The organism is Streptomyces sp. NPDC050287 (genome assembly GCF_044459385.1).
In the GTDB taxonomy this organism is placed as follows: domain Bacteria; phylum Actinomycetota; class Actinomycetes; order Streptomycetales; family Streptomycetaceae; genus Streptomyces.
Map to the genome: position 1 here is coordinate 36,408 of NZ_JBITIY010000022.1, position 14,489 is coordinate 50,896.

The following is a 14,489-nucleotide window of genomic DNA, read 5'->3' on the forward strand; positions in this document are numbered from 1 at the left end:
GGTGCTCACGATCCCACGTACGGCCCCCCATCCGAGTCGGCCCGGTCCGGCCGGACCGGCCCCAGCGGAGGTGTCCTTCCATGCCCACGCCGCCCCGCCGATCCCCCGCCGCCCGTCCGCCCCAGCGCCGCCCACGGCCGCCCGTACGGCGGAAGAAACCTCGCTGGGCCATGCGGGCGGTGACCATCCTGTCCGTCGTCGTCCTCGCCTCCGCCGGGATCGGCCACGCGGTGGTCACGAGCATCGACGCGGACATCGCCCGGGTCGACCCCTTCAAGGACATGAAGAACCGGCCCCGGGCCGGCCACGGGATGAACGTCCTGCTGGTCGGCACCGACGGCCGTGACCACATCACCGCCGCCGAGCGGCACGCGTACCGGCTCGGCGGCGCGCCCTGCCACTGCACCGACACGATCATGATCGTGCACATCTCGGAGGGCCGGAAGCGGGCGAGCGTGGTGAGCCTGCCACGCGACTCGTACGCCGTGACGCCCGAGCACACCGACCGGACCACCGGGGAACGGCACCACGGCCACCCCATCAAGATCAACGCGGCGTACGCGGAGGGCGGACCGAACCTCACCGTGCGCACGGTAGAGAGCATGACCCATGTGAAGATCGACCACTATCTGGAGGTCGATTTCACCAGCTTCATGAAGACGGTGGACGTGCTCGGCGGGGTGCGGATCTGCACCGTCGAGCCGATGAAGGACACGTACACCGGCCTCGACCTCCGGCCCGGACCGCACGTCCTGCGGGGCGGGCCGGCCCTCCAGTACGTCCGCGCCCGGCACGTCGACGGCGCCTCCGACCTGAGCCGGATGCAGCGCCAGCAGCTTTTCCTGGCCGCGCTGATCGACCGGGCGACCTCCTCCGGGATCCTGCTGAACCCGATGAAGTTCCGGGACGTGGCCCGGGCCGTCCTGGGTTCCGTACGCGCCGACAAGGGCTTCGGCACGGCCGAGCTGCTGGACCTGGGCCGGGCGATGCGGAACTTCTCCCCGTCGTCCTCGGAGTTCACGACCGTACCGATCGGGCGGATGGGATACGTCGTCAAGGGCGTCGGCTCGACGCTGAAGTGGGACCCGGAGAAGTCCGAGCGGCTCTTCCGCTCCCTGCGCGAGGACGAACCGCTGGCCGTGCACCGCCCGAGGAGCAGGGCCGTGCGGGTGGCGGTGGCCCCGCAGCAGATCCGGGTCCAGGTGGAGAACGGGACTCCGACGGACGGGCTCGGCAGCCGGGTGGACGCGGCACTGGCGGCGACCGGGTTCCGTACGACGCGGCAGCCCGTACGCGCGGCGGACCGCGCCGTGAAGCGGACCGTCGTCGCCTACGACCCCCGCTGGGACCGCTCGGCGAAGTCGCTGGCGACAGCCCTGCCGGGCAGCGAGCTGCGGGCGGTGAAAGGGCTGGGGGCGACGCTGAAGGTGGTCGCCGGGGCGGACTTCCGAAAGGTGCGGAAGGTGAAGGCCGAGGATCCGTATCAGGGGGAGTTCGGGGTGATGCGGGGGGACGACGCGGGGTGTGCGTGACGGCCGGGGGCGGCCGGGGCCTGCCGGGTCGGTCAGGGCGGCCGGGGCGGCCGGGGGGATCGGGGCAGTCGGCACCCGGCGCCGGCGACGACCCCGACGCCGAGACCGCAGGGCAGCCGGGGCGGTCGTGACGTCGGGACGCGTCGGGGTTCCGGCCCCGGTGTCCCCGGTTCCACCGTTGGACGTCCCGCGCCCTCAGTCCTCGAACCCGTCCGCCGCCCGTCGCTCCCGCAGCTCCAGGATCTCCCGGCGGCGGGCCAGGCGGTGGGTGCGGCGGATCTGGGCCTCCTGGTTGCGGCGCTTGTCCCGCTCGGTCTCCGGGAGCGCCGGAGGCACCCGGCGGGGCTTGCCGTCGGCGTCGACGGCGGCGAAGACGAGGTAGGCCGAGCCGACATGGGTGGCCGGGGTGGACTCGTTCCAGCGCTCGGCCAGCACCCGCACCCCGACCTCCATCGAGGTCCGGCCGGTCCAGTTGACCTGGGCCTTCACATGGACAAGGTCGCCGACCCGGACCGGCTCCAGGAACGCCATCTCGTCCATGGACGCGGTGACGGCGGGGCCGCCGCTGTGCCGGCCGGCCACGGCGCCCGCCGCGTCGTCTACCAGCTTCATGATCACTCCGCCGTGGACCGTGCCCAGGAGGTTGGTGTCGGCGTGGGTCATGATGTGGCTCAGCGTGGTGCGGGAGGCCGAGATCGGCTTGCCCGGGATATCCGGAGTTTCCGATTCCGCAGTGGGGGCCTGGTCTGTCATGGCCTCCACCTTATGCGGACGTGACAAGCCGGGATTTTGTGTCAGCTTCGCAACAGCACTGCCCTTATTTTCCGACGAACCTTGTAAGGGGCGTACCTCCGCCCTGCACACTGGGCCCCATGAGCGATTGGCCCGAGGCAAGGTCCGACGACAACCGTGGCAGCCGGTACGGACGCGGCAGCGCGAGCGCACAGCCCGAGAGCGCCCGCGTGATGCGGCAGGTCCGCCGCGGTCCGGCGGCGCCCCCCGGGCAGGGAGGGTACGGCCCCGGCCCCGCGTCCCCGCCGTACGCCGGCGGGGTCCCGCAGCAGCCGTCGTACGTCAACGGCGGTGACGACTCCGCCTACGGCAACGGGTACGACAGCGGCTACAACACCGGCCAGGTCTACGGCGGCGATGGCGCCGGCGGTCCGGGCGGCCCCGGCGGCGGCCGTGGTCCGCGGCCCGCGCCGAACTGGCGCCGCCGGATCAAGTGGACGGCGATCACCGTGACGACCCTGCTGGTCGTGACCACCGTGGCCACGTACTTCTGGGCCGACTCCAAGCTGAACCGCGAGGTCGACCTGTCCAAGGTCATCGACCGGCCCGAGACCGGCGAGGGCACGAACTACCTGATCGTCGGCTCCGACAGCCGCGCGGGCATGTCCTCGGAGGAGAAGAAGAAGCTGCACACCGGGTCCGCCGAGGGCAAGCGCACGGACTCGATGATGATCCTGCACACCGGCGGCAACGGCGACACGCTGATCTCGCTGCCGCGTGACTCGGACGTGGAGATCCCGACGTTCGTGGGCTCCGAGTCCGGCAAGACGTACAAGGGCACGGGCCGCCACGTGAAGCTGAACGCGGCCTACGCCGAGGACGGCCCCGAGCTGCTGGTGCGCACCGTCGAGTTCAACACCGGCCTGCACATCGACCATTACGTGGAGATCGGCTTCGCCGGCTTCGCGAACATCGTGGACGCGGTCGGCGGGGTCGAGATCGACATCCCGAAGGGCGGCATGAAGGACACCAAGTCCGGCGCCGACTTCGCGGCGGGCAAGCAGACCCTCAACGGCGAGCAGGCCCTCGCCTTCGTCCGTACCCGGTACGCGCTGGCGGGCTCCGACCTGGACCGCACGAAGAACCAGCAGAAGTTCCTCAACGCGCTCGCCAACCAGGTCGCCACCCCCGGCACGATCCTCAACCCGTTCAAGCTGTACCCGACGATGGGCGCGGGACTGGACTCGCTGATCGTCGACAAGGACATGGGCCTGTACGACCTGGGCAAGATGTTCTGGGCGATGAAGGGCGTCAACGGCGGCGACGGCACGTCGATGAACATGCCGATCTCCGGCTCCACCGGAGGCAACCTCGTCTGGGACAAGGCCAAGGTGAAGACCCTGGTGGACGAGCTGAAGAACGACGAGAAGGTCACGGTCAAGTAGGCGGCCCGGGCGGCAACGGAGCACCGTTCGACGCGGTGCTCCGCCGCGTCGGGACCAGGGGCTGTCCAAACGACAGCCCCTGGGGCACCCCGGTGGGGTGCCCTGGGGTGCGGCGGGTGGGTCACGTCGTGGCGCCCGCCATCGTCCGGCAGGTCTGCGCGCAGCGGCGGCAGGCCTGCGCGCAGGCCATCATCTGGGGGTCGTCGGGCATCGACATGCAGGCCTCGGCACACATGTCGCAGGCCTTGGCGCACAGGGCGCACATGTCGGCGGACATCGGGGAGCGGCGCATCATCATGTCCGAGCACATGCGGGTCGTCTCGGAACAGTCGATCAGCGCGCGCATGATCTGCATCTGGGCCTGGCCGCCGCCCTTCTGCATACAGGAGCTCATCGTCTCCTCGCATGCGCTGTGACAGGCCATGCACGCCTCGATGCAGTCCTGGGTCTCCTTGCTGAGTTCGGTCGTGGTGGGTTGCATGGTTCCTCCTCCGGTGGCGGGAACCGCGGGATCGGACCCCGCACCTCCGTCCTACGCCCGTCGGCGCGTGTCCGCCACGGGGCGGACGGAGGGAATCCGAAGAGGGAAACCAGAGGGGAGCTCTACGGGAGGTTGCGGGCCATGACGATGCGCTGGACCTGGTTCGTGCCTTCGTATATCTGCGTGATCTTCGCGTCGCGCATCATCCGCTCCACCGGGTAGTCCCGCGTGTAGCCGTAACCGCCGAGCAGCTGGACCGCGTCCGTGGTGACCTCCATGGCCACGTCGGAGGCGAAGCACTTGGCGGCGGCTCCCAGGTAGGTGAGGTCGGCGTCGCCGCGTTCCGAGGCGGCGGCGGCCTGGTAGGTCAGGGCGCGGGCGGCGGAGACCTTCATGGCCATGTCGGCGAGCATGAACTGGATGCCCTGGAAGTCGGCGATCGGCTTGCCGAACTGCTTGCGCTCCTTGACGTAGCCCTTGGCGTAGTCGAGGGCGCCCTGGGCGATGCCGAGGGCCTGGGCGGCGATGGTGATGCGGGTGTGGTCCAGGGTCTTCATCGCCGTGGCGAAGCCGGTGCCCTCCTCGCCGATCATGCGGTCGGCCGGGATGCGCACGTTGTCGAGGTAGACCTCGCGGGTCGGGGAGCCCTTGATGCCGAGCTTCTTCTCGGGGGCGCCGAAGGAGACGCCCTCGTCCGACTTCTCGACCACGAAGGCGCTGATGCCCTTCGAGCGCTTCGACGGGTCCGTCACCGCCATCACCGTGTAGTACTCGGACTCGCCCGCGTTGGTGATCCAGCGCTTCACGCCGTTCAGCACGTAGTGGTCGCCGTCACGGACCGCCTTCGTCTTCATGCCGGCCGCGTCGGAGCCGGCGTCCGGCTCGGACAGGGCGTACGAGAACATCGCGTCGCCCTTGGACAGCGGGGAGAGGTACTTCTTCTTCAGGTCCTCGGAGCCGGAGAGGATCACCGGGAGCGAGCCCAGCTTGTTCACCGCGGGGATGAGCGAGGAGCTCGCGCAGGCACGGGCGACCTCCTCGATCACGATCACCGTGGCCAGCGCGTCGGCACCCGCGCCGCCGTACTCCTCCGGTACGTGCACCGCGTGCAGGTCGGCCGCCACCAGAGCGTCGTGCGCCTCCTGCGGGAAGCGGGCCTCCTCGTCCACCGCGGCGGCGTACGGGGCGATCTTCGCCTCGGCCAGTGAACGGATCGCGTCACGGAGCATGTCGTGCTCCTCGGACGGGCGGTACAGGTCGAAGTCAGCCGATCCGGCCAAGGTCTCTCACGCTCCAAAGACGCTGCGATGCTGGCGCTAATTACCGTTAAGTAACTCAAATTTTAGGGGTCCGCCCATCCGAGTGATACGTGACCTTGGCGACAAAGGGAAAGCTGCCCGTCAAGGCTCGTACGCACACCCCGACTATGCTCTCCACCGCACGCCCGCGGCCGTCCCACCTGGAGCACCCATGAGCCTCAAGATCACCGTGATCGGTACCGGCTACCTCGGCGCCACGCACGCCGCGGCCATGGCCGACCTCGGGTTCGAGGTGCTGGGGCTCGATGTGGTGCCCGAGAAGATCGAGATGCTCCAACGGGGCGAAGTCCCCATCTACGAGCCCGGCCTGGAGGATCTGCTGCGCAAGCACGTCGCCGGGATCGAGGGCTCCACCGGCCGGCTGCGGTTCACCATGGACTTCGCGGAGGCGGCGGCCTTCGGTGACGTCCACTTCGTGTGCGTGAACACGCCCCAGCGGCACGGTGAGTACGCCTGCGACATGTCGTACGTCGACTCCGCGATCGCCTCGCTCGCCCCGCATCTGACCGGGCCCGCGCTCGTCGTCGGCAAGTCCACGGTGCCGGTCGGGTCCGCCGACCGGCTCGCCGCCTACCTGGCCGCGAACTCCCCGGCCGGCGCGGACGCCGAGCTGGCCTGGAACCCGGAGTTCCTCCGCGAGGGCTTCGCGGTCGAGGACACGCTGCACCCGGACCGGATCGTGGTGGGCGTACGCAGCGAGCGGGCGGAGAAGCTGCTGCGCGAGGTGTACGCCGGTCCGATCGCCGACGGCTCCCCTTTCGTCGTCACCGACTTCCCGACCGCCGAGCTGGTGAAGACCTCCGCGAACTCCTTCCTGGCGACCAAGATCTCGTTCATCAACGCGATGGCGGAGATGTGCGAGGCCGCCGGCGGCGATGTCGCCAAACTGGCCGAGGCCATCGGGTACGACGACCGGATCGGCAGGAAGTTCCTGCGGGCCGGAATCGGCTTCGGCGGCGGGTGTCTGCCGAAGGACATTCGCGCCTTCATGGCCCGTGCCGGTGAACTCGGTGCCGACCAGGCACTGACCTTCCTGCGCGAGATCGACTCGATCAACATGCGCCAGCGCGGTCAGATGGTGGAGCTGGCCCGGCAGGCGCTGGGCGGCGGGCCTTTCCTGGGCAAGCGGATCGCGGTGCTCGGTGCCACCTTCAAGCCGGACTCGGACGACGTCCGGGACTCGCCCGCGCTCAATGTCGCCGGGCAGATCCACCTCCAGGGCGGCCAGGTGACGGTGTACGACCCGAAGGGCATGGACAACGCCCGCCGGGTCTTCCCGACGCTCGGCTACGCCGACTCCGCGGTGGCGGCCGTACGGGGCGCGGACGCCGTACTTCACCTCACCGAATGGCGGGAGTTCCGTGAGCTGGACCCCGCGGCGCTCGGCGAGGTCGCGGCGACCCGGCTGATCCTGGACGGGCGCAACGCCCTCGACCCTCAGTTGTGGCGGAAGGCCGGCTGGACGTACCGGGCGATGGGCCGGCCGAAGGCCTGAGCCGTTCCGATATCGAGTTCCGCGAATTCCCGACGGGTTTGCGGCAGGTTCGGGAATTCTCGCGGGTTCGGTGAAGAACCGATGTGCTCCGCGGATTTTCTCTGTGCGAATTTCGCCGTCCCTGCGGACGGCGAGCTCCCCCATGGACAACTACCCGCCTGGCAGGGGCCCTTCACACCCACGGCACATGCAATCCGTCCGCATAATCATCATCACGAGTTCGAATTCCATTCGAGCGATATGCGGAATCGACCGTTCTCACAGGTGGGCCCCCCATGAAAGAGAGGCAGGCAACAATCGGTTAACCACCGCGTAGCGACGCGGAATCCCCCTTCCACTCCACTGGTCGTCATTCGCCACACCCTTCATGTGGATTGAACCGACCATGCCAGGAGAGAAAATGCCCTTGTTCCGTAGGGCGGAGTGGCCAGGGGATCACCGCGACGAACTGGTGGCGGGGGCGCTCGTCGGTGCCGTGGTGATCGTGCTGGGTTACGCGTCGGGCATCGGCGCCCCCTCCGCCTCCGGAGAGGCCGCCGTCTCCCCGACCCCGCCGCCCGCGGCCACGGCACCGGTGAGCCCCACGCCGGCCGCTCCGGGCGGGGCGGGTGCCCAGGACGCGGGAGCCGGCGCGGGCCAGTTCCCGGCCGGCGGCGGTGCGTTGCCCGGCTACGGCGGGATCGGCGGGGACGCCGGTTACGGCAGCGGTGGCCCGGTGGGCGGCGTCGGCGGCGTCGGCGGCACGGGCGGTACCGGCGGGGCCGGTCAGCCCGGCCCGTCGAGCGCCCCGCCCACCGGTTCCGCCTCCCCCACGCCCACCCCGTCCCCCTCGGGCTCCACGCCCGGTGACGACACCTGCCAGGAGGGCGAGGTCACCCTCGCGCGGCCGCTCCTCGGCGGGCTCACCGAGCCCGTGTTCGGGCTGCTCGACGGCACGGACGAGACGCCCGAGCCGCAGCCCTCGCCCTGTGTCGGTATCGCCCCCGTCTCGCTGCCCGGGCTGCTCGGCATCGACGCCTCCCCCCAGCCGGAGGCGACCCCGTGACCCGAAGCCTTCGGCGCACCCTGCTCCTGTTCCTTCTCACCCCGCTGCTCTACGCCCTGGTCGGCGCGCCCCAGGCCGCCTTGGCCCACACGGAACTGGTGTCCTCCACCCCCAAGGACGGCGCGCACCTCAAGAAGGCACCGGACCGTCTCACGCTCACCTTCGACGAGCCCGTCGCCCTCGACGACGTCCGGGTGCTGACGGTGGACGGCGACCGGCTGCCGGTGACCCGGGCGGCGAAGGGCGGCACCCGTGCCGTGCGGGTCGCGCTCGCCGCACCGGAACACGGTGACCTCGCCGTCGTCTGGTCCGTCGTCGACGAGGAGGACGGGCACCCCTCCTCCGGCCGGATCGCCCTCAGCATCGGCGCACCGGCCGAGAAGGCCGCCACGACCGGCGGCGACCAGGCCGCGTCCCCCGTTCCCACACCGTCCCCCTCGGTGCGCAAGGGCCTCGTCGCCGCCCGCTGGACCGGCTATCTCGCCCTCGCCGTGTTCCTCGGCGGGCTCGGCTTCCTCGTGCTGCTGTGGCCGCGCGGCGCGGACGAGCCGCGGGCCCGGGCGCTGCTCGCGCTCGCCTGGACCGCCGGACTGCTGGCGACGGTCGTCAGTGTCGGCCTCCAGGGCGCGTACACCACGCTCGGCGGCTTCCGGGACGCCCTGCGCCTGGAGACGTACGCCGACATGCTGACCACCGAACCGGGGATCGTGCTCGCCGCGCGCACCCTGCTGTGGGTGCTGGCGGCCGTGGTGCTCGGCGCGCTGCTCCAGGGCGGGGCCCGCACCTCCCGCTCCCCGGGCTGGCGGGTGGGCGCCCTCGCGGTCACCTTCGGCCTGCTGCGGACCACCGGGATGACCGGCCACAACTCCGAGGGCGGCGAGCCCACGTGGGGCGCGGTCGCCGACTTCGTCCACCTGCTCGGCGCCTCCCTGTGGATCGGCGGACTGGCCATGCTCGCGCTGGCCGTACTGCCGCGCAGGCGGGCCGGGGAGCTGGCGGAGGTGGTACCGGGCTACTCGCGGCTCGCGGCCGTGAGCGTCACCGGCATCGTCTGCGCCGGGCTGGTGCTCGCCTGGCAGGTGGTGGGCTCCTACCACGCCCTGCTGCACACCTCGTACGGGCAGCTGCTGCTGCTCAAGACGGTCGTTCTCGGGTGCGTCCTGCTCGCCGCCTACGCGAGCCGACAGTGGGTGCGCACCCGCCTCGATCTCGCCGTGCTGTTGCGCGGCGACGCCGCCACCGTGCGGCCCTTCGGCTACTCGGTCGCGGCCGAGACGGGGCTTGTCCTCGTCGTGCTCGCCGTGACGAGTCTGCTGGTCACGGCCGACCCCGGCCGCTGAACTCTCCACAAGCACAAAGGAGTTGTAGTGAAGCAGAACAATGAAACCGGTGAACGGCGGCGCACGCCGCCCACCGGGAACCGGGGCCTGCTGGTCGCCGGGGTGGGTGCGGCGCTGGCCGCCGTGCTCAGCCTCGGACTGCTGAGCGCGCTCTCGGGCTCCAAGACCGACTCGGTGCAGAACGCGGGCGCGGCTCAGGCGCCCGCCGCTGCCGCCGAGGCCCGGCCGGCCGCCGCCGCCAAGGCGGACTACCAGGTCGACATCATGGGCAACAAGTTCGGCAACGGGAAGCAGCTCGTCGTCGAGGTCGGCCAGACCGTGCAGTGGACCAACCACGACAGCGTGCCGCACACGGTCACCACGACGAAGGCCCCGGTCAAGTTCGACTCGGGCACCCTGAACAAGGGCGACTCGTGGTCGTACAAGTTCACCAAGGTGGGGACGTACGAGTACTACTGCGCGGTGCACCCGGACATGGTCTCGTCCGTGAAGGTCGTCGCGGCCGGTGGCGGAGGTGGCGGTACGACGCCGGCGCCCACCCCGACGACGGCTCCCACGGGCACGCCCACGACCGGCCCCACGGCCACGCCGACCGGAACGCCCACCACGGGGCCGACCGGCATGCCGATGCCGACCGGCACCGGTGGCACGGGCGGCGGTTCCGGTGACGACGAGCAGTGCGCCAGCGCCAAGGACGTGCTGATGCCGATCCTCCAGCACCTCTACTCGGCGCACCTGGAGCGGTCGCCGGGCGAGCAGGTGCAGGACGCGCTCGCGCTCGACTCGTACATCAAGACGCACACCGTCTGGGTCGAGAGCATCCTCAAGCCGGCCGTCGCAGGTGGCAGCACGGTGCTCGACAGCACGCTCAGCACCCTGCTGAACCACGTCAACAACGCGCACCTGGGTGAGTCGCTCGGACAGCAGGTCACCGACCTGCTGAACGCCGACAGCTACGTGAAGATGCACACCGTCTGGGCCGGGCAGATGCTCACGCCCACCACGGACTTCATCACCGACAACTGCTGACGCGATCCGCGACACGGAAAGACGCCGCTCCGGCCGGGGCTCAGCCGGCCGGAGCGGCGCCCGTGTCCATTCTCCACGCCCAAGCCACGCATCGGGAACCGCATTCCAAGGAGACCGGGATGACGACCGTCACCCTGCCCACCGTTACTCCGCCACCGGACTCGCGCGGCGACGCCGACCGCCGGTGGCCCCTGCCCGGCCGGTACACCGTGGCCTCCGGCCGCTCGCTCGTCGAACTCACCGCCTGGTACGGGCCGTTGCCCACGCTGCGCCGCCGCGTGGCCCTGGCGGGGGCGAGCCTCACCGTGCCCGACCGCTCCACCGAGGCGGAGTCCGGCACCGCGTCCGACGCCGCCCTCGCCGACACCTTCGCCGAGACGGTGCCCGGCCCCTCCTCCGGCACCGGCCTGCCCTCGTTCCGCTTCGAGTTCGGCGGCCGTGACCTCACGGCCTCCCTCGTCTCCGAGCGGGTCGACGAGGCGTACGGCCGGCTCCAGGTGACCGGTGACCTGGAGGTGAACGGCGTCGCCTTCCCCGTGCTGCTCAAGCTGCGGGTGGTCGAGCGGACCGACGACCGGCTGCTCGTCGTGGGCCGGGCCCGGCTTCCGTACCGGCTGCTGCGCCGGGCCACGGGGTTCGGGTTGCCCTGGCGCAGGCCGGCCACCCGGCTGCGGCTGCTCGTCGCGGCGGAGTTCGCGTGAGGGCGGCCGGGACGGCACGGCGTGCGGCCCGGGGCGCCGCCGTGTCCGCCGTCCTCACCCTCGTCGCCCTGCCGTTGCTGCCGTTGCTGCCGGCCCAGCAGGCGTCGGCTGCCTCGTTCAGCGTGACCATGAAGGGGTACGCCTTCTCGCCCGCGAGCCTGTCCGTCCCCGTCGGCTCCACGGTGACCTGGACCAACCAGGACACGGCACCGCACGACGTGAAGACCACCTCCGGCCCGGTCTCGATCCACTCCCCCATGCTGAACAAGGGCCAGAGCTGGAGCTTCACGTTCAGCACGGCCGGGTCGTACGGCTACTACTGCACCGTCCACCCGAACATGACGGCCGGCATCACGGTCCGCCCGGCGGCACCGGCACCGACGCACGAGCACAGCGGAGGCTCGAACTCCTCGAACTCCTCAGGCGGGTCGGGCTCGTCGGGCTCGTCGCGGTCCTCCGGCGGCTCCTCGGCGGGAGGCGGGGCGACGACACCGACCCGAGCCCCGGCAGGCGGCTCCGCACCGCCGATGGACATGGGCTCGTCCTCGTCCCCGTCCGCCAGCGCCCCGGGAGCGGCCGCGCCGCAGACGTCCCCGTCATCGCAGGGCGCGCCGGCGGCGCAGATGCCGGCGACCCAGACCACGGCCTCGACGGCCCGCCCCCTGGACCCCCTGCTCGTCCTGGCCGGCATCGTCGCCGGGGTAGCGGTGCTGTGCCTGCTGCTGGTGGGATCCAGGGCTTCGGCGCCCCGGAAGGAGGAGGGGTAGGGGATCGCCGGGGCGGTACGGGGCTTGACCGCCGGTCACGCCTTGGCCCGATAGCGCCGCATCTTCGCGCGGGCCCCGCACACCTGCATCGAGCACCAGCGGCCGCGGCCGGCCGGGCTGCGGTCGTAGTACGCCCAGTGGCAGTCGGGAGCCTCGCAGGCCTTGAGGCGGGGCCAGGTGCCGTCGGCGAGGGACTGGGCGATGGCCGCCGCGACTCGGGAGAGCAGGGAGCCCTCGTCGGCCGCGGCGAGGGTGGCTGAGCCGTCGGCCGTGTCGACGGTCACCACCAGCGGGGCCGCCGCCAGGAGTTCGCCCAGCGGGGTCACCTCGCGGTGCGGGGGGTGGCCCGCGTGGGCGAGGAGGGTCGCCCGGAGGGACTCGCGCAGTTCGCGTGCCCCGGGTACCTCGTCCTCGGACAGTCCGAACCGTGCCCTGGCCTCCGGCCCGTCCAGCGAGTCGGCGTCCGACTCGATGTCGAGGGTGTTCACCAGGGACTGGACCAGGGCCAGACCGCCGGGCGCGGGCGATCTCTCACTCATGCTTGCGACGTTACCGCTTATAGGGGTGCATGCAGTAACCGTTACTGGTTACTCTGCTCTACAGGTAACCGCGACTTCGAGGAGGAAGTCATGCCGCTCGCCAAGCTGGACGTCGTCGTCCTGGACTGCCCCGACCCTCACGCCCTCGCCAGGTTCTACGCCGACGTGCTCGGCGGCACCGTGGAGGACCAGGGAGAGTGGGTGGACCTCAAGCTGCCCGACGGACAGGCCCTGGCGTTCCAGGCCGCCCCGGGGTACGTACCGCCGAAGTGGCCCTCTCCCGACCACTCGCAGCAGTTCCATCTGGATCTCACCGTGCCGGACCTGGACGCGGCCGAGAAGGAGGTACTGGCGCTGGGCGCGAAGCCGCTGGACGTCGAGGACCGCTCGCGGACCTTCCGGGTTTACGCGGATCCGGCGGGGCACCCGTTCTGTCTCTGCGCCGGCTGAGCTGCTGACCCGCTGAACTGGGAGGAGAGGATCTCATGGCACCCGTGGCACGTATCCGTTCCGTGGTCGTCGACTGCCCCGACCCGCGAGCGCTCGCCGAGTTCTACGCGCAGGTCGGCGGCGGCACCCCCGAGGCGGAGGACGACGACTGGGTCGTCCTGCGCGTCCCGGACGGGCCGCGGCTGGCCTTCCAGCGGGCGCCCGGCCTCACCGCGCCGGAGTGGCCGCGCGCGGACCGCAACGCGCAGCAGTTCCACCTCGACTTCGACGCGGGGACCACCTGGGAGGAGATCGACGCGGCGGAGGAGAAGGTCCTCGCGCTGGGGGCGCGGGTGCTGGACCGGGAGGACTACGAGAAGAAGGACTTCCGGGTGTACGCCGATCCGGCCGGCCACCCGTTCTGCCTGTGCCGGATCGACCCGCTCTAGGACCGGGACGTCAGCCGTCCAGGTCGGCGATCTTCGCCGTCGACGGTTCTCGGCGCAGCTGCGCGGCGCGGGCGGTGAAGTCGGCGCCGCGCAGCACGCGTTGGACGTTGCCCCAGGTCAGCAGGGCGACGTCGGGCTCGCTCCAGTCGCGCTGGAGCAGTTCGGCGATGAGGTTCGGATAGCAGGAGGCGTCGCCGAGTTCCTGCGGGTGGGCGGTTCCGGAGTCGTAGGTGCCGGACAGGCCCACGCACTGCGGACCCGCGAGCGTCCGGACCCGGTCGAGGTGGTCGGCGACGTCCCGGACGGTGGGGCCGGTCTGCTCGGCGGTCAGCGGCACCATGCACAGCCCCTGCGCGGCGCCCAGTTCGGCGAGCAGGTCGTCGGGGAGGTTGGCCGGGTGGGGGCGCAGGGCGCGGGCGGCGGAGCGGGTGCACACGACCGGCGTCTTGGACAGCGCGAGGGCCCGCCTGATGGTCTCCTCGGAGGCGCCGGAGAGGTCCGCGACCACGCCGAGGCGGTTCATCTCACGCAGCATCTCCTCGCCGAACCGGGTCAGCCCGGCCTCGCCGGCCCAGGACACCCCGGACAGGGTGAGGACGCGCAGGCCGAGCGCGCTCAGGGAACGCAGGATGCCGAGGGAGTCGCCGACGGCGGCGGCTTGGGCGGGCCCGAGCAGTACGGCGATCCGGCCGCAGTTGCGGGCGTCGGTGGTCTCGCCGGCGGTGCAGGCCAGCCGCAGGCCCTCCGGGTGCCTGCGGACGACCGTCTTGACCAGGTCCAGCTGTTCCAGGGTGGCGCCGACGGCCCGGTCACCGTCGAGGCTCTCGGGCAGGTGCAAGGACCCCAGCAGCGCGCCGACATGGCCCTCGCGCAGCCGCGGTACGTCCGTGTCGACGGCGCTCTCGCCGAGCTCCAGGTCGTACCAGGGCCGGTGGCGCAGCGCCCAGGGCAGCCCGCTGTAGCCGTCGGCGACGGGATGGGCGGCCAGCAGGGCGTGGGCCCGCTCCAGGGGCGTGCCGTCCGGGTCGGTGACGGGGACGTACGGCGCCTCGAAGGGGTCGGGGAGGGGCTCCGTCAGGTCGTCGAGCTCGCCGGCCTCGGTGATGGGGTGCAGTTCGTGCTGGAGGTCTGCCATGGCGGGCTCCGTATGTCGTGATCCTTTGCCGTGAACTGTTGCCTCGGTCCT

The 14,489-nt window shown here is 71.4% G+C and carries 15 protein-coding genes; 10 read left to right on the plus strand and 5 right to left on the minus strand.

Annotated features, from left to right (window positions below; all coding sequences use genetic code 11):
• Nucleotides 1-80: 80 nt before the first annotated feature.
• Nucleotides 81-1,532 carry an LCP family protein gene (locus tag ACIBK3_RS43325; protein ID WP_399373871.1) on the plus strand — a complete coding sequence of 484 codons (1,452 nt, stop codon included), beginning with the start codon at nucleotides 81-83 and terminating at the stop codon, nucleotides 1,530-1,532.
• Nucleotides 1,533-1,727: 195 nt separating this feature from the next.
• On the opposite strand, the gene ACIBK3_RS43330 is transcribed toward ACIBK3_RS43325, so the two are convergent.
• A complete protein-coding gene (locus tag ACIBK3_RS43330; RefSeq protein ID WP_399373873.1) occupies nucleotides 1,728-2,285 on the minus strand; it encodes an acyl-CoA thioesterase in 558 nt (185 codons plus the stop codon).
• 119 nt (nucleotides 2,286-2,404) lie between these two features.
• Between ACIBK3_RS43330 and ACIBK3_RS43335 the strand changes: the two genes are divergently transcribed.
• On the plus strand, nucleotides 2,405-3,709 hold the full coding sequence (locus tag ACIBK3_RS43335; RefSeq protein ID WP_399373875.1) for an LCP family protein: 1,305 nt from the start codon (nucleotides 2,405-2,407) through the stop codon (nucleotides 3,707-3,709).
• 121 nt (nucleotides 3,710-3,830) lie between these two features.
• On the opposite strand, the gene ACIBK3_RS43340 is transcribed toward ACIBK3_RS43335, so the two are convergent.
• Together ACIBK3_RS43340 and ACIBK3_RS43345 are read right to left on the minus strand one after the other, a co-directional pair.
• Nucleotides 3,831-4,190, minus strand: a complete 360-nt coding sequence (locus tag ACIBK3_RS43340) for a four-helix bundle copper-binding protein (RefSeq protein WP_399373876.1) — start codon at nucleotides 4,188-4,190, stop codon at nucleotides 3,831-3,833.
• Nucleotides 4,191-4,312: 122 nt separating this feature from the next.
• Nucleotides 4,313-5,470 carry an acyl-CoA dehydrogenase family protein gene (locus tag ACIBK3_RS43345; protein ID WP_399373878.1) on the minus strand — a complete coding sequence of 386 codons (1,158 nt, stop codon included), beginning with the start codon at nucleotides 5,468-5,470 and terminating at the stop codon, nucleotides 4,313-4,315.
• Nucleotides 5,471-5,660: 190 nt separating this feature from the next.
• Here ACIBK3_RS43345 and ACIBK3_RS43350 point away from each other — a divergent pair, with 190 nt between their 5' ends.
• From ACIBK3_RS43350 to ACIBK3_RS43375, 6 genes are all read left to right on the plus strand, one after another.
• Nucleotides 5,661-7,004: a UDP-glucose dehydrogenase family protein gene (locus tag ACIBK3_RS43350; RefSeq protein ID WP_399373880.1), complete on the plus strand. Its 1,344-nt coding sequence runs from the start codon at nucleotides 5,661-5,663 to the stop codon at nucleotides 7,002-7,004.
• A gap of 400 nt (nucleotides 7,005-7,404) precedes the next feature.
• Nucleotides 7,405-8,049, plus strand: a complete 645-nt coding sequence (locus ACIBK3_RS43355; RefSeq protein ID WP_399373881.1) for a hypothetical protein — start codon at nucleotides 7,405-7,407, stop codon at nucleotides 8,047-8,049.
• Nucleotides 8,046-9,389 (plus strand): copper resistance CopC/CopD family protein, encoded by a 1,344-nt coding sequence (locus tag ACIBK3_RS43360; RefSeq protein ID WP_399373883.1) that lies wholly within the window; start codon nucleotides 8,046-8,048, stop codon nucleotides 9,387-9,389. The genes ACIBK3_RS43355 and ACIBK3_RS43360 overlap by 4 nt, the downstream gene beginning before the upstream one ends.
• A gap of 27 nt (nucleotides 9,390-9,416) precedes the next feature.
• Nucleotides 9,417-10,418 carry a plastocyanin/azurin family copper-binding protein gene (locus ACIBK3_RS43365; RefSeq protein ID WP_399373885.1) on the plus strand — a complete coding sequence of 334 codons (1,002 nt, stop codon included), beginning with the start codon at nucleotides 9,417-9,419 and terminating at the stop codon, nucleotides 10,416-10,418.
• 119 nt (nucleotides 10,419-10,537) lie between these two features.
• Nucleotides 10,538-11,119: a hypothetical protein gene (locus ACIBK3_RS43370; protein WP_399373886.1), complete on the plus strand. Its 582-nt coding sequence runs from the start codon at nucleotides 10,538-10,540 to the stop codon at nucleotides 11,117-11,119.
• Nucleotides 11,116-11,886 carry a cupredoxin family copper-binding protein gene (locus tag ACIBK3_RS43375; RefSeq protein WP_399373887.1) on the plus strand — a complete coding sequence of 257 codons (771 nt, stop codon included), beginning with the start codon at nucleotides 11,116-11,118 and terminating at the stop codon, nucleotides 11,884-11,886. The genes ACIBK3_RS43370 and ACIBK3_RS43375 overlap by 4 nt, the downstream gene beginning before the upstream one ends.
• Nucleotides 11,887-11,921: 35 nt before the next feature.
• Here ACIBK3_RS43375 and ACIBK3_RS43380 read toward each other — a convergent pair whose 3' ends face one another.
• A complete protein-coding gene (locus ACIBK3_RS43380) occupies nucleotides 11,922-12,425 on the minus strand; it encodes a CGNR zinc finger domain-containing protein (protein WP_399373888.1) in 504 nt (167 codons plus the stop codon).
• 90 nt (nucleotides 12,426-12,515) lie between these two features.
• Here ACIBK3_RS43380 and ACIBK3_RS43385 point away from each other — a divergent pair, with 90 nt between their 5' ends.
• Both ACIBK3_RS43385 and ACIBK3_RS43390 read left to right on the plus strand, forming a co-directional pair.
• The gene (locus ACIBK3_RS43385) at nucleotides 12,516-12,875 is read left to right on the plus strand and encodes a VOC family protein (protein ID WP_399373889.1); all 360 of its coding nucleotides are present in this window, start codon (nucleotides 12,516-12,518) and stop codon (nucleotides 12,873-12,875) included.
• 35 nt (nucleotides 12,876-12,910) lie between these two features.
• Nucleotides 12,911-13,303 (plus strand): VOC family protein, encoded by a 393-nt coding sequence (locus tag ACIBK3_RS43390; RefSeq protein WP_399373890.1) that lies wholly within the window; start codon nucleotides 12,911-12,913, stop codon nucleotides 13,301-13,303.
• Between the two features lie 10 nt (nucleotides 13,304-13,313).
• On the opposite strand, the gene ACIBK3_RS43395 is transcribed toward ACIBK3_RS43390, so the two are convergent.
• Nucleotides 13,314-14,438: a dipeptidase gene (locus ACIBK3_RS43395; protein WP_399373891.1), complete on the minus strand. Its 1,125-nt coding sequence runs from the start codon at nucleotides 14,436-14,438 to the stop codon at nucleotides 13,314-13,316.
• Nucleotides 14,439-14,489 lie beyond the last annotated feature (51 nt).